General features: G+C 41.5%; 13 protein-coding genes. 8 read left to right on the plus strand and 5 right to left on the minus strand.

Features of this window, described 5'->3' with window-relative positions:
- The first annotated feature begins 13 nt into the window (after positions 1-13).
- The 4 genes from phoU (at position 14) to UYI_RS0128310 (ending at position 5605) form a co-directional block, all read left to right on the plus strand.
- Positions 14-700 carry a phosphate signaling complex protein PhoU gene (gene phoU / locus UYI_RS0128295; RefSeq protein ID WP_016870058.1) on the plus strand — a complete coding sequence of 229 codons (687 nt, stop codon included), beginning with the start codon at positions 14-16 and terminating at the stop codon, positions 698-700.
- Between the two features lie 513 nt (positions 701-1213).
- Complete coding sequence (locus tag UYI_RS0128300; RefSeq protein WP_016870059.1) at positions 1214-2680, plus strand: PhoX family protein; 1467 nt, start codon at positions 1214-1216, stop codon at positions 2678-2680.
- A gap of 541 nt (positions 2681-3221) precedes the next feature.
- Entirely contained in the window at positions 3222-3827 is a 606-nt protein-coding gene (locus UYI_RS0128305; protein WP_016870060.1) for a Crp/Fnr family transcriptional regulator, read from the plus strand.
- A gap of 149 nt (positions 3828-3976) precedes the next feature.
- On the plus strand, positions 3977-5605 hold the full coding sequence (locus tag UYI_RS0128310) for an iron uptake porin (protein ID WP_016870061.1): 1629 nt from the start codon (positions 3977-3979) through the stop codon (positions 5603-5605).
- A 126-nt stretch (positions 5606-5731) separates the two neighbouring features.
- Here UYI_RS0128310 and UYI_RS0128315 read toward each other — a convergent pair whose 3' ends face one another.
- A complete protein-coding gene (locus UYI_RS0128315) occupies positions 5732-5980 on the minus strand; it encodes a hypothetical protein (protein ID WP_016870062.1) in 249 nt (82 codons plus the stop codon).
- Positions 5981-6182: 202 nt separating this feature from the next.
- Between UYI_RS0128315 and UYI_RS0128320 the strand changes: the two genes are divergently transcribed.
- Entirely contained in the window at positions 6183-6782 is a 600-nt protein-coding gene (locus UYI_RS0128320; RefSeq protein ID WP_026086228.1) for a DUF3318 domain-containing protein, read from the plus strand.
- A gap of 216 nt (positions 6783-6998) precedes the next feature.
- On the opposite strand, the gene UYI_RS0128325 is transcribed toward UYI_RS0128320, so the two are convergent.
- The 3 genes from UYI_RS0128325 to UYI_RS0128335 all read right to left on the minus strand — a co-directional run bounded on the left by UYI_RS0128325 (position 6999) and on the right by UYI_RS0128335 (position 10871).
- Complete coding sequence (locus tag UYI_RS0128325) at positions 6999-8765, minus strand: glycosyltransferase family 39 protein (RefSeq protein WP_016870064.1); 1767 nt, start codon at positions 8763-8765, stop codon at positions 6999-7001.
- A 92-nt stretch (positions 8766-8857) separates the two neighbouring features.
- Positions 8858-9586: a class I SAM-dependent methyltransferase gene (locus UYI_RS0128330; protein WP_016870065.1), complete on the minus strand. Its 729-nt coding sequence runs from the start codon at positions 9584-9586 to the stop codon at positions 8858-8860.
- Positions 9587-9650: 64 nt separating this feature from the next.
- A complete protein-coding gene (locus UYI_RS0128335; RefSeq protein WP_016870066.1) occupies positions 9651-10871 on the minus strand; it encodes a glycosyltransferase in 1221 nt (406 codons plus the stop codon).
- A gap of 643 nt (positions 10872-11514) precedes the next feature.
- Between UYI_RS0128335 and cofH the strand changes: the two genes are divergently transcribed.
- Positions 11515-12654 carry a 7,8-didemethyl-8-hydroxy-5-deazariboflavin synthase subunit CofH gene (cofH, locus tag UYI_RS0128340; RefSeq protein ID WP_026086229.1) on the plus strand — a complete coding sequence of 380 codons (1140 nt, stop codon included), beginning with the start codon at positions 11515-11517 and terminating at the stop codon, positions 12652-12654.
- A gap of 70 nt (positions 12655-12724) precedes the next feature.
- Here cofH and UYI_RS39890 read toward each other — a convergent pair whose 3' ends face one another.
- On the minus strand, positions 12725-12850 hold the full coding sequence (locus tag UYI_RS39890; protein ID WP_016870068.1) for a hypothetical protein: 126 nt from the start codon (positions 12848-12850) through the stop codon (positions 12725-12727).
- Positions 12851-12933: 83 nt separating this feature from the next.
- On the opposite strand from UYI_RS39890, the gene psb27 reads away from it, so the two are divergent.
- Complete coding sequence (gene psb27 / locus UYI_RS0128350; RefSeq protein WP_016870069.1) at positions 12934-13332, plus strand: photosystem II protein Psb27; 399 nt, start codon at positions 12934-12936, stop codon at positions 13330-13332.
- A gap of 395 nt (positions 13333-13727) precedes the next feature.
- Positions 13728-15263, plus strand: coding sequence for a family 10 glycosylhydrolase (locus UYI_RS0128355; protein ID WP_016870070.1), 1536 nt, complete (start codon positions 13728-13730; stop codon positions 15261-15263).
- The last annotated feature ends 133 nt before the right edge of the window (positions 15264-15396 follow it).

Consider the following 15396-nt stretch of genomic DNA (forward strand, 5'->3'; position numbering starts at 1 on the left):
TGAAGATATCTTCATGTTTGAGAATGCAAGCGTGAAAGCCATTATATATGATCCTAACTCTGGAACAACCCAGATAACGCGCGAAATCAGGCGCATAGAGCGGGATATCTTACGCATGGGAGCTTTGGTAGAACAATCCTTTCGCCTCAGCCACCAAGCGTTATTTACCCGTGATTTAAAAGCAGCTGAGGAACTTCCCCGTATAGATAAACAAATTGATCACTTCTACAAGCAAATAGAGTCAGACTGCGCGGCGATTATGACAATGCAAGCTCCTGTCGCTCAAGATTTGCGCTGTTTAAGTGCTTTTATGCAATTGGTGCGTGACCTAGAGCGAATAGGGGACTACGCTAAGGATTTAGCTGAGATTGCAGTCAAAATTTTTCCTTACCCGCCCCACCCTTCGTTACCTGACATTGCCATGATGTCACATCACGCTCAGGCAATGCTAGCAACTAGTTTGGTAGCATTAGCAGATTTAGATGAAGTTGGTGGACGCAGTATCAAACAGTTAGATGATGCTGTCGATAGTGCCTACGAACATCTTTATCAGACTTTAGCTTATCAAAGAGATGTACCAGGTGTAGTTGAGCCTATTTTGTTGCTGGTATTAGTAATACGCCATTTAGAACGTATGGCAGACCACGCAACGAATATTGGTCAACGAGTGGCATATATTGTCACAGGTCAGCGTCACTAGGAAAAGCAAAAAGTAGAAAACAGGCAAGAGGCTTTGCCTCTGCTGCTTGTTTATTCATATCTCGCCTAATAGCCAAGATTTTTTAACATTGACAATTAATAATTTACCATCAGTTAATAAGCAAAAGTCAATTGTTTAGATAAAAAATTATTATGTTCAACTAATTTCTTAATGAAAATTGACCAAAATTTAAATATCACCTGACTTTCAATGGTAGTTAGTGACAAGCCTGTAGAGTTTTTAAACGCAAAGGAACGCAGAGGAGAACGCAAAGGAGCGCAGAGTTTTTCTCAAACTGCCCATGAAGTCTATCTGCGTTTATCTGCCTCCTGCCTTCTTTATTACACTCACTCCTAAAGTAGACAAAACCAGAACAGTAACCGAAATCAATTGTGATCTAACTGACATTTCACAAAAAGCTTACCTGTTCTTAAACTTTGACTACTAAATTAACCAATGACCACTTAAAATGTTTGCCATCTAACAGTGGCTTATGTGTAATTAACCAAACTGATGAGTATCACACGTAGAGATTTTTTGCTGTTAATGGGAGGGAGTGCAGGTGCAGTAGCACTAAGTTCTCTGGGGGGATGCAATGTAAAATTACCATCACAGAAGTCTGAATTTACATTTCAACCTATTAAAGGGCCGATACCCCTACTGACCGATAGCTTCAAACCAGAACAGCAAAAAGAACGATATCGCACCTACGAAGTAGTAGATGATTTAGTCCTACCAGATGGCTATCAATACCAAATTATTGCTACTTGGGGTGATAAAGTTGGTGATTCTCGCTTTGGTTACAATAACGACTATCTTTCTTTGATATCTACAGGCGAAAACGAAGGACTTCTCTCGGTTAACTTTCAATACATCAGTGCCATCCCTTGGATGCAAACTTACGAACAAGTCATTGGGAAACCGTTACCGTTGGCACAAGTGAAAGCAGCGCTACAAAATAACTCATCCGGGAAGAATGAAATTAATGCTTTTGCTTTAGCGGATAATGACCCAATCAAAGCTAAAATTACGGAAATTTGCCAGGAAGCACTTCTAGATCAAGGACTTGGTGTTATTTCCGTGCGGAAAACAGCGGATGGCAAATGGGAACGTACTAATTCTCCAGCAGATAGAAGAATTTCTGGTATCTCCGGTTTAAGTGATGGCAAATACTTAAAAGCAACTGGGCCTGCGGTAGCTGTATTTCGCAAACAACAGGGACAGGGATATATTGATCAGTTAGGCGATCGCATCATTGGTACTTTTGGCAACTGTGCTGGTGGCACAACTCCTTGGGGTACAGTCCTCAGTGCAGAAGAAAATTTTCAAGCCCAAGTCCCGGAAGCTGTATACTCTGATGGTACTTCTTTAGACCCCAGCAAACGTCCTTTTGCTTTAGGTGATGAGGAACTGTACGGACAGGGTAATGTTTTTGGGTTAGCTGGGAATAAATACGGTTGGATTGTAGAAATAGATCCCACCAATCCTAATGACTATGGCACAAAACATACGTGGTTGGGACGCTATCGTCATGAAGCTGTGGGTGTGCGCGTGGAAGCAGGCAAACCATTGGCATTTTATTCGGGATGCGATCGCACAGGCGGACACATTTACAAGTTTGTCAGTCGCGACAAGGTTCAATACCCCAAAAATAAAGCTAATTCCCAGCTATTGACTATCCATACTCAGGAAGATGATGCTGGTAAGGCTTTTCTATTTGCTACTGGCCCTGTAGAGTGTGAACTTACAGGCCCTTGCTTTACTACTGACGAAAAAGCAATGTTTATTTCTATACAACATCCTGGAGAAGTAAATGATATTCGTAAGAACCAAGCCTTAGAAAGCAGAGAATTCCTATTAATAACCACAACAGGTGAAGAATTTTTGCAAACTCGTCAAGTTCCTATTGGCTCCAACTGGCCTGGAAAAACCGCTGACGCACCTCCTAAACCCGCAGTTATTGTCGTTGCCAAAGCCTAAACATAGTTGACAATAATTATCAACTAATCTAGACTACAATAATAATTCACCAAGAATTAAGCAAATAGCTGCACATTTGGATTAGTATTACTGCATACTGGCAAGTAAAATTTGTTTTAATATCTTGCTTTGGAAGTATCAAAACTACCTAAAAATAGCTACCAAAGTAAAATATCCACCTAGTAACCAATTTTTATTAATGTTGAATATGCATTAAAAGCCGTATAGACATACTTTTTACACCAAAACGCAAGATTTACCCCTTGGGAATCAGCTAAATCGGTGTAAACCTGAGTTTTCAAAGCAATTTTCCAGAACTCGTCTGGTATTTTGTATTGTTCCTTAAGTCAAACAAGTATTTCCCAATATACAAAATTTTTCGACACCAGCCATCTATCTTTTGGTTGAACTCACTTAGGTTTTCTCTAGAAGACTTTAGCCATAAGTTCACAACTTTGGCAAGTAACTTATGATACCGCAATTAAATTTGCTATCTATTTCGCTCCTTTGAGTTGATTAAAATCCTAACCCAACAACACCAATGATTTATTCCAGCAGTCACACACAAAACTCAATTGCATCACATAAGACTAGCTTATCACCCAATTTCCCTCAACGTATCTTTACTCGTAGAGAAGTTATTCCACCACGTAACGACGTATTATGGCGAATCGAACGTGGGGCAGTGCGTACCTTAACTTGGAGCGAAGATGGAACATTCATCACTCTAGGATATTGGGGACCCGGAGATTTAATTGGTTATCCTCTTTCTAGAGTTAAGCCTTATCAAATAGAATGCTTAACCAATGTAGAAGTGAGTGTAGTACCACCACATCATTGGAATCAAGATGTCAATGCTCTTATGACTCATATTCAACAAGCGGAGGAACTGTTAAGTATTGTCCATAGAAAACCAATCTCTCTACGTTTGTGGCAATTTTTGGTTTGGCTAAGTGAAAAATTTGGTCGGGATGTCGAACAAGGCAAGTTGATTGAACTCAGTGTTACTCATCAAGAGATGGCAGAAGTCTTAAATACAACAAGAGTAACAGTAACGCGTCTTCTCCAGCAATTCGAGGACGAAGGTAACTTGTTACGCCACAAACGCAGAATTATTTTATGTTTATCAAATAAAGTAATTAAATAACAATTAAAAAAGGTGGTGAGTACTTGCGTTAATCACCGCCTCTTTTGGTACAATTGTTACTGAAAATTATGGTGATAATTCAAGTGAAAAAACGCTTTGAAGAAATATACCATGATTAACCCAGTAGGTGTGAGTGAGACTAAAACAAAATGACAAAACCATTGTGGAACGCCCTGAAGTTAAGTCCGCTTGTTTTTGCTGCCACATTATTTGCAGCAAACAATGCTTTCGCAGCAGAAGTAAAGCAGGAAATTAATCAAGACGTAACTTCTGTAGCTCAGTTGTCCCAAGGATCCACTGACAGCATGGGCCAAGTTACATCTGTTTCTCAGTTTTCTGACGTGCAGCCTACAGACTGGGCATTCCAAGCTTTACAGTCTCTAGTTGAGCGATATGGTTGTATTGCAGGTTACCCCAATGGTACTTATCGCGGTAACCGCCCTATGACCCGCTATGAATTCGCCGCAGGTTTGAATGCTTGTTTAGATCGGGTTAATGAACTAATTGCCACAGCAACAGCTGAATTGGTAACTAAAGAAGATTTGGCTACCCTACAGCGTTTGCAAGAAGAATTTTCTGCGGAACTAGCGACTTTGCGTGGTCGTGTGGATGCTTTGGAAGCTCGCACTGCTGAGTTGGAAGCCAATCAATTTTCTACAACAACCAAGTTAGTTGGGGAAGCAATTTTCAATGCGGCGGCAGCTTTTGGGGATGAAAAAGCTAATGGTACTGGGGATGATGTAGATGAAAATGTTACTTTCTCAGACCGGGTTCGTTTGAGCTTGAATAGCAGTTTTGTAGGTACAGACCAGTTACAAATCCGTTTACAGGCCGGCAATGTGCCTAACCTCAGCGGAGCAACCGGTACCAACATGGCCCGTCTTGCTTTTGACAACGATACTGGCAACGACGTTTTCATCGATAAAATTAACTACGCTTTCAACCTCAGTGATGCGATTCGTGTCAAGGTAGATGCTAACAATGGTGAATTTTGGGAAAACATTCCTAACTTCTCTGAATTTGCTAGTTCAGGAAGAGGTGCTATTTCCCGCTATGGTCGCTTCAGCCCCATCTATCGCCAAGGTTCTGGTGGTGCAGGTATAACTGTTAGCTACCAACCTCAGGGTTCAGCTTTCAATGCAGCTATAGGTTATCTAGCTGGCGGTCGTAATAACTTCGCTAATAACCCAATAGATGGAGCAGGTCTATTTGATGGCAACTTTGCTGCACTTGCTCAGATTGGTTTCCAGCCAACTCAAGCATTCAATATAGGTCTGACTTACGTTCGTAGTTACCAAAATAATGTTGGTGGCGTTAACTTGTTTGAATCTACAGGTAGCGCAAATGCTAGCCAACCATTTGGTGCTGGCGTTGCTACTGCTGCTAACCATTACGGCGCTCAAGTTAACTTCAAGCCAAGTTCTAAGCTTACTGTTGGCGGTTGGGTAGGCTTCAGCAACGCGGAAGCTAAGAATGGCCCAAATGAAGGTGATAATGCAGATGCTTTCTATTGGATGGCTAACGTAGCTTTTAAAGACTTTGGCTCAGAGGGTAGCTTACTCGGTTTTCAGTTTGGTCAACCACCTAAAGTTACCGATAATGATATTGAAGCACGTGAAGATGATGACACTTCTTATCACCTAGAAGCACTCTACAGATACCAGCTTACCGACAACATCTCTATTACTCCTGGTTTCCTAGCCATCTTCAACCCTGAGCATAACGACAATAACGACACTGTATACGTTGGTACCCTTCGTACCACCTTCACTTTCTAATGAGTTGTTAGTTGGTTGTTGTTTGTTGGTTGTGTCAACTAACTAAATAACAATCAACTGTTATTAACACTAAAAAAATTTATCCCCGCCAGAGTGCGGGGTTTTTTAATGACAATTAACCAAAGACTATTGATTAGTAAAATTGGATGGTGGGCGATCGCTACTCCAAGCCCACCAAACACAACCACAGTGACAGTGGTAAAATTCTTGCCACTTGCGACGGTATTCTTCTGTAATTACGGGCGAACGGCGATTAATCCACACTTGTGTAGCTTCGAGACTGCTAGAGTGGCATGTCGGACAGCAAAACTCACGAGCGTGAATTGCTTTATTAGTCCATTCAGGTGGGATGGGAGCAAAAGCATCTATGGTCATCTGTTATTGATCATTGGTCAAGAGTCAAGATAATCAGAACTTTTAATAAACTAGGTATGTAAATATCGTAAGCATACATCAAAAAAATCATACAAGCTGATGGTAGTTCACGGCTTAGTAAACCCGCATGTGGTTTGTTTTCACCAAAGATGGAAATTCCTCTTTCCCAGTCACTAATTCCCGACCCCTGATCCCTTGTCTTATGGAGCCAACCGCCGAAATTCGTCGTTTGTTTGATATTATGCCTGCTTCTGGTCGTATAATGACCAAAATTCTGAGTAAACCCGAACAGGCAAAAGTAATTGATGTTTCCTTTCCTTTGCCTTGGAACCAGGAACGACCAATATATATTAATTTCGATTTGTGGCGTCGGTTGCCGAAACAGCAACGGGATTTAACAATATTACGGACAGTTTGTTGGTTAACAGGGGTAAGGTGGTTTAAACCAGATATTTATCAAGGTATAGCCGTAGCTGGAATGTTAGGCGCATTGGTAGAATTCTTGCAAACAGATCCAGTGGGTGTTGTTGTTGCTGGTGGACTGACTACTTTGGCTATATATCGGATTACAGCTATCAACGGTTCTCAACAGTCCGAGTTAAACGCTGATGAAGCTGCTATCAACATAGCCCAACGTCGTGGTTACTCAGAAGTTGAAGCAGCACAACATTTATTATCTGCCATTGAGACTGTGGCCAAAATAGAAGGACGCAGCGCCTTAACTTTTGATGAATTAATTCGTTGCCAAAACTTACGAGCGATCGCTGGTTTGTCTTCGGTGGGTGTACCGAAGGAATTATGAATTATGTCTGATGTGAATAGAAGAAGCAACATCAGGTTTTTTGGTAATTACCCAGTTGATTTTGATTAACGTAGACACGCAAGCGGCTTCCCGTAGTGTACACTCATGGAACACAGATGCACACTGATAATCTATCTGTGTTGCATGAGTGTTCCATGAGTGTTCGACTTCAAAAACAGGGTTTTTACCGTAATTTTAATTCACGTTAGGCATGAATTATGAATTACAGTGATAAATCTTATATTTGTAACCGTTTACTGCTGGTAGGGTTTGGGTATCGGAAACACAATTTTTGATTGCTTCTGGTTCAGCAGCATGAAAGTTTACTAACCATAAGTCAAGGGGACGAGGTAGTGTTTTTAAAACATTTTGGAGAGTATTAGAAGCATTAGTCTTTTTGTCTTTATGGGCTAAAAGGAATTGTGCAGACAGGGAAAAAGAATTGCGAAACTTGAATTCTCTGGCGACTCCCATCATTTCGCCAATTTGTACATGAGTTTTTTGAGTTGTAGCGATCAGTACTGGTACTTTAGATGTATTTTGAATCAGTTCTACAAACAAGTCTGGGCGGTAATATTTTTGATAACCTAAATTACAAACAACTGTAATAGCACTGAGAAAACCCATTACCCAAATAATGATCACAGACATTTTTCCCGTTACCCCCCACCTGGCTATTTTCCTTTGGAGAGTATTCCAACTAATTGCCAGACTTGCCCCGACTAATACCACTACCGCAGGAAAGTATACAAAGTTATAACGAGCGCCTCTAGTCAGATCAATACCAAGAAAATAAGTGAAGCAAAAGAACAAAGCGATCGCTGCCACAACTACACCAGCAAACACTTGGGTAATCATCCGGCTTTGTGGTTTTTCTAGCTGAGTTTTAAAGCCATTAAACAAAATTGGTATTGCCCAAATAAAGAAGATAATCATTACTAATCCAGAAGCAATTACTACTGGAATTTCTGGTGATTCCACTGGTAGCAAAGAAATCATCGTAATCCATGCTGCCATAGCTTGAAAAATCGGACTAATCCAAGCAATGCCAATGCGATCGCCCTGAATCCAACCTGTTAATTTGTCACCGTAAGCATTATGTAAAAATGCTGGTATCCAAACTATACCTGCTACAAAAGTGCCAATAGCAACAGCATAGATGCGTCTCCAAGGAGGGGAGAAGAGGGAGGTGGGGTGATGGGGAGGTGGGGGGGAATTCTTTATGTAATCTTCTTTGGCGACCTGTCTGTGTGGCGATCTGTCTGTTGGTCTCCACTGTTGCCAAGCAAGAAAAATTAGCACAACGGCTTCAGTAACCAGGGTAAGCGCAAAAAAATAATGAGTTGCAACACCCAAAGCATTAATTCCAATCCAAGCCAAAACTAGCCAAATGGGTAACTGAGTGCGTTTTTGAATGTGGCGTGTGACAACTACTAGGCAAGCCAGAGAAGCAATGACCCACAAAATAGCTAAAGTATAGTGACGGGCTTCTTGAGCCAAAAAGATGCCGTAGGGTGAAATTGCCATGATCGCAGCAGCTAAATGGCTCACCAGACGGGAACGAAAAGCCAGCCAGCTTAAACCATAAATCGCAGGAATAGATATTGCTCCAAAAATAGCAGCAAGCGATCGCGCCCCCCACAGTGAAACTAGACCTGCTTGTGTGGGAAACAACTTCAGCCACAGGTGAGTTAGCACAAAGTACAAAGGTGGATGATTGCTTTCACTGAATAAATGCGTTAAGACATCTTGAATCGTTGCACCGCTTTGGGGTTGCAGTGGTTGTAATAAAACATCGATTGCGATCGGTTGATTTAACGGTACTGGCAAAAAACTATTTCCCAGACTAAATACTAAAGTAGAAAATTCATCTGTCCAAGGAGGTTTTGCCGTCAAATTGGTTAAGCGTAAACCCATACCGATCAACAGCCAAACCAAGAGCAAACAGGGGTGAAACCAACGGGGATATGCTGGAGCCGCCATCACATTAATATTGAATTTAAGTATCAGACGTAAAATTTTAAATTAAAGTTCAACTGAACATCCTACTAAATTCAACATCACCTAGACTGAATTTATGCTTTCGTTGCGATAAATCCGACTTGGGCTTGACTGAATTTGAATTCTCCATATCCATGAATAACTCTGACTTGAAAGCCAACTCTTTGCAATTGTTGTAAAATTTCAGAACCCTTGTATAGTTGAACACGATGTAGTTCTTCACTTCTGCGATAAAGATTTCCTATCTTGCGGAAGATGGTCATTTTACGAGTTAACTGATGAGTTTTTTGATCTTCTTCTTTTTCTAGCAGGATTGCCCAATCTTGTCCTTGAGAATAGGTTTTTTGTGGATTCATACCACTAACATATCCCAGCTCAGCAATATCCAAAATAAATACGCCACCTGGTTTTAAGCTTTCGTAGATGTGAGCAAATAGCTTTTGGATTTCTCCTAAACTATGCTGATCAAATTGATAATTTAAGCATTCTCCAATTGAGGTTACAGCATCACATTTTGGCAGCGTGACTCTCAGAAAAGATGCTTTTTGGAAATTAGCCTTTGGTGCTTTTTTTCTGGCTAAATCTATAAATGCATCAGAAATATCTATGCCTAAAACGTCATAACCAGCTTGGGTGAGTGCTTTTGCCCAGATACCACTGCCACACCCTAAATCAACTACTAGACCCTTATTTATACCTTTTTGATGCAATATTTCCAATAAGCCTGGTGCAGATTCACTTGAGAAAGCACCAAAACCCACATCGTGAATGTAAGCAAGATCCTCTTGATAACCTGCAAGCATACATACATGACCAAGTACATACTACATGGTCATACACACTGAGTTGCTTCAATTCCCAAAACAACTATTTAACTTGGGTAACACGCCAACTGAGTTTGAGGTTTACCCAAAAATTCCAAACCGTAGCAATAGCGATCGCAATCAAGTTAGCCACATAGCGGTTGCGAATCAGGAAATTAAACACCAAATTTAACACCAACACATTCAACACCAACCCCGCCAAACAAATAATGTTGAATTTCAAAAACCGCTTGCAGCGCTGACGCCACGAGTTCTGTTGCATCGCCACATCAGCAAAAGTCCAAGCATCATTCCACAAGAAATTATTAAAAATCGCAATTTCACCAGCGATGATTTTACTGCGAGTTAGGGGTAATCCTAAGGTAGTTGGGTCGCTGAGTAAGTAAAGTACCGCCATATCTACAAACACCCCACTCAGTCCCACCAAACCAAAACGGACAAATCGACCGACTGGGAAGTTTTGACTAAATTTCCCAATGTGTCCGGTGGAAAGCCGTAAGCGCAACAAATGATGAATGTATTCTAGATATTGCTTCCAAGTAACTTTACTCTCACCCTGTTTGCGTTCACAGAAGACGTAACCAACTTCAGCGATTTGCTTAATTTGACCACGCCCCAACACCTCCAGCAGTATTTTGTATCCTACGGGATTGAGAGTGACATTCGCTATGCTGTGGCGACGCACTAGAAAATAACCGCTCATTGGATCTGAAACTCGACCAACGACGCTAGGTAGAATAATCAATCCTAACACTTGAGCGCCACGAGACAAAAAACGCCTGATTAAACTCCAACTGGAGACTCCCCCACCATCTACATGGCGACTAGCGACTGCTAAATCAGCCCCCTTGACAATTGCATCTAATAGTTGTAACAGCACATGGGGTGGATGTTGTAGGTCGCCATCTATCACCCCTAAAAGAGTTCCTTTTGCTACTTGCCAACCCCGAATTACTGCTGAGGAAAGACCCCTCTCATCCTGACGCCGCATAACTTGTAATTGCGGGTATTTTTGCATCAAAGATTGTGCTATCTGCCATGTACCATCAGGACTATTATCGTCTACTACTATCAATTCGTAGTTTCCAGGAATCCGCTCATCCAACAATTGAGTTAATCTTTGGATGATTTTTTCGATATTAGCAGCTTCGTTGTAAGTCGGAACAATCAACGAAAACCATACTAATTCTTGAGAAGGTGATTCTGGTATCTGTAATGTTCCTGATGGAACTGGTAACAATGAATTGGGTTGATTTATATTCATTAAGCAAAGGAGAGATTATTAAAAAGCAACATTAGCATTTGGTGAGAGAGCTGATGTCGTTTATATTACTCTTTCTTATATAAGTAAGATTGTTTATATTTATTTAAATTCTAATCCAAGTCAATGTATACAATTATGATTAGCAGCTATTATATAATATTTAATCAGATTTTAAAAAAAATTAAGCTTTGAGTTATTGATAATCAGGACTTACACAAAAATTGACAAAAAGCTTAATATATTGAACCGCCAAGACGCCAAGCACGCCAAGGTTTTGTGGACTTTAACTCAGTCTTAATAATTTATTAAAATACAGATTTTCTCAGGATATAGTTAACACAAAATATTATCAATATCTTTGGAAAAAACAGTTGAGTTTTTGTAGTCAAAATTAATGCTTACCAAATTTTTTAGCAATGAAATTTATGTTTGGGAGGACAGGAACTAAGTATTTTTCGGTAAATTAATGTATTTTTTTATCAGCAATACATAAAATTGGTATTACGGCGATTTAGTTAAAGATAAAATTTTCATTCGCCATCATAGTTTTCTACTGGCATGGCTGTTTTTATTAGAAAGTAGAATTTTATTAGTTATAGTCAATTTCCAATCAATCCAGTCTTTGAGAAAAACGGCACATAAGGTGATAGACAGCACAGTAGAAATGATTCTTGATCGTGCCTTAATGGGGTACGACTTATCTCCTGAACAGGGATTGGTATTATTACAACAGTCTGATGCAAGTTCAATTGCTGCCATTCGCGCCACAGCAGACAAACTGCGTCACCGCCAAGCAGGCGACACAGTTACCTACGTGATCAATCGTAATATCAACTTTACTAATATCTGTGAACAGCACTGTAGTTTCTGCGCCTTCCGCCGAGATGCAGGTGACGAAGGTGCTTATTGGTTAGATTGGACAGCAATTTTGGAAAAAACAAAAGATGCTGTCAAGCGCGGTGCAACGGAAATTTGTATGCAAGGTGGATTAAACCCAGCAGCACAAATTAACGGTAAATCTTTGTCTTATTACCTCAAATTGGTAAAAACTATCAAACAGGAATTTCCTCATCTGCACCTACACGCTTTTTCTCCCCAAGAAGTACAATTCATCGCTAGAATCGATGGACTTAGTTATGCTGAGGTAATCGCTGCTTTACGAGATGCTGGTGTAGATTCAATGCCAGGAACAGCAGCTGAAGTATTAGATGATGAAGTACGGCGCATACTTTGTCCTGAAAAGATTAACACAGCAACTTGGTTAGAAATTGTGAGTACAGCTCATAAATTGGGTTTACATACCACTAGCACCATGCTGTCGGGACATATAGAGAACCCAATACAACAAATTCAGCATTTAGAAAAATTGCGATCGCTCCAAAAAACTACCATTAACCAAGAATATCCAGCCAGGATTACTGAGTTTATTTTACTACCATTTGTTGGGCAAGAAGCACCCAAACCCCTACGCCGCCGTGTCGGTCGCGATCAGCCTGTGTTAAAAGACGCACTTTTACTTACCGCCGTCGCTAGAATTTTTCTAGGAAACTGGATTCCAAACCATCAACCAAGTTGGGTCAAATTGGGACTTCCAGGAGCAATTGAAGCTCTAAATTGGGGCTGTAACGATATTGGTGGTACATTAATGGAAGAACATATAACCACAATGGCAGGAGCGATTGGGGGTACATGCATGGAAGTTGAAACCTTGCAAAGTGCGATCGCTTCTCTCGGAAGACCTTACCAACAACGCGATACTCTTTATCACAAAGTTAGTGGTTAGTTGTTGGTGGTTGGTGGTTGGTGGTTGTTGGTTGTTAGTTGTCAGTGGTTAGTGGTTATTATTCTACTCCTCACACTCCCCATCTCCCTTTCCTTACCTTGTCACCCTTGTCTCCCCTGTCTCCCTTGTCCCCCCATCTCCCCATTGCCCCTAATCCCCACTCCCTTGGGGGAGTGGGGGCCGGTGAGTTCCCCATCTCCCCACCTCCAGAATGATCCCCATGATACCAATCCAGGATAGGATGGACGTTGATTTACGTATAGTTTCACATCAATGATTATGAAGCGCTATTGGTCACGTCTGCTTGCTCTGGTCTTAGTTGTAGCTATTGGTCTAATGGGTTGTTCCGGTAGTCCAGATGGTTTGTCTGGTGATTATCGCCAGGACACATTGACTGTACTCAATACTTTAAGACATACCCTAGAGTTACCAGACGATTCACCAGAAAAAGCAACTGCGCAAGCACAAGCGCGTCAACAAATAAATACTTTTGCAGCTCGTTATCAACGGGATAATTCTGTAACAGGTTTGGGTTCTTTTACAACCATGCGAACTGCCCTCAATTCCCTTGCTGGACACTACAGTTCTTATCCCAATCGTCCTGTACCGAAAAAGCTCAAGGATCGTCTAGAAATGGAGTTTAAGCAGGTCGAGATGTCACTACAGCGTGGCGCATAGTTGTCTGCTGAGGCAGAGTTAAAAGTCAAGATTTAACAGAAGGCAGCGTCCTAACGGATTCCTCTAATTGTAAACCACCAGAGGCTTCCGAAGATGGCTGCTGCCGTTCTAGAGTCAAACAATTTTGGATTTTGGAGACTTTTTACTCGGAATTCTTGTTCATCTGTGGGATACCACTGTATTAGTATAATCAAGCTACCAGCAGCATATCAGGACGTAATGTGATAGTTTTTTATCACTCAACTAAATCAAAAATGCGGCAACAGAAATGAGGTTTTGAGAGTCACTCAAAACCAGGCTGCAAAGCCTCAGAACTAAGCCTGGAATTTTATACACTTTTTCCCAACTCATCTGAATTTGGGACAAATGATTCTTTTGTCATTTTATTGCTAAGTATGTTTAACCGTCCCCTGAATGTTGCAAAACCAATATTCTTTTGGCGGCGTCTTTTCGCTGCAATTTTCAGCAGTAGTATGCTGATACCATATTTTGAGAATCAGCCTGCACAAGCACAGGAAGTCAACCAATATTGCCAAATATCAGCAGAACAAGCGCAAGCAAAAGAAAAATTACGTTTGTCAGCCCTGCAAGGTGATCAACAAGCGCAAAACCAATACCAGGAACTTGTGCGCCAACATAAACAAACTGTACAAGAATGCCGAACTCGCAACTGGCCACAAGTGCAAGCAATCTGGTTGCGTTTGTATCCCTGCGACATTCAGCCGGGCGAAATCGACAGAATCATGGATCGAATTGTCAATCGGGGCTATAACCAAGTTTATTTGGAAGCATTTTACGATGGACAGGTATTATTACCAGCAGCAAGTAATTCTACAGTATGGCCTTCTGTAGTTCGCACACCAGGAGCAGAAAATGCTGATTTACTGTTGAGAGCAATTCAAAAAGGACAAGAACGGGGTTTAAAAGTCTACTCCTGGATGTTTACGACTAATTTTGGCTATACATATGCCCAGCGTCGTGATAGAGAAGGAGCGATCGCTCGCAATGGCAAGGGTCAAACGAGCTTGTATGTTGTTGATGATGGTTCTCAAGTATTTATTGACCCCTACAACTTACAAGCAAAGCGTGACTATTACCAGATGGTACAGGAAATTTTACGCCGTCGTCCTGATGGCATACTGTTTGATTATGTGCGCTATCCACGACAAGCAGGGGCTGATTCTATAGCCACTAAAGTTACAGATTTGTGGCTATATAGTCAAGCTACCCAACAAGCGTTATTTCAACGGGCGCAAAATAATAAAGGCTTAGAATTAATTCGCCGCTTTTTAAGTAAAGGATACGTGACAGCGGGAGATATCAGTGAAATTGATAAACTTTACCCCCAAGAAGGAGAACCAATGTGGCAAGGCCGTACACCACCGCCACCAGCAGAACCACCATCACCAATAGGACAAAAAGCTGTCGCTGCGGTAATCCCTCCCGCACAAAGACAACCAATCCTCCAATCAGAATTATGGCAGCTCTCTGTTGCCCATGCCATGCAGGGTATTCTGGATTTTGTTAATCTAGCTGCTTATCCAGCCCAAAAGCTTGGTATCCCCGCAGGGGTAGTATTTTTTCCTGATGGCAACCAAACTGTTGGACAGGGTTATGATTCCCGCTTACAGCCTTGGGATAGGTTTCCCAGTTCCCTAGAGTGGCATCCGATGTCCTATGCTAACTGTGGCAATGTCACTTGTATTGCAGCACAAGTACAACGAGTTTTAAGCATGGCTAAACCAGGTACTAAAGTGATTCCTGCGATCGCTGGTCAATGGGGTAAGAATGTTAACGGTCGTCCATCACTAGACGCCCAAATGCAAGCAATGAGACCATTCGCTTCCCAAATCACAGGGGTAAGCCATTTTGCTTATTCCTGGCAAGATCCAGAACATGACCAACAACGGAAATTCTGTCGAGTGAGGTGATTGGGGATTGGGGAGGTGGGGAGATGGGGAGGTTGGGAGGTGGGGAGGTTGGGAGATGGGGAGACAAGGGAGACAAGGGAAACAAGGGAGCAAATTAACAACCAACAACCAACAACTAACCACTAACCTATAT

This window comes from Fischerella muscicola PCC 7414, assembly GCF_000317205.1.
Taxonomy (GTDB): domain Bacteria; phylum Cyanobacteriota; class Cyanobacteriia; order Cyanobacteriales; family Nostocaceae; genus Fischerella; species Fischerella muscicola.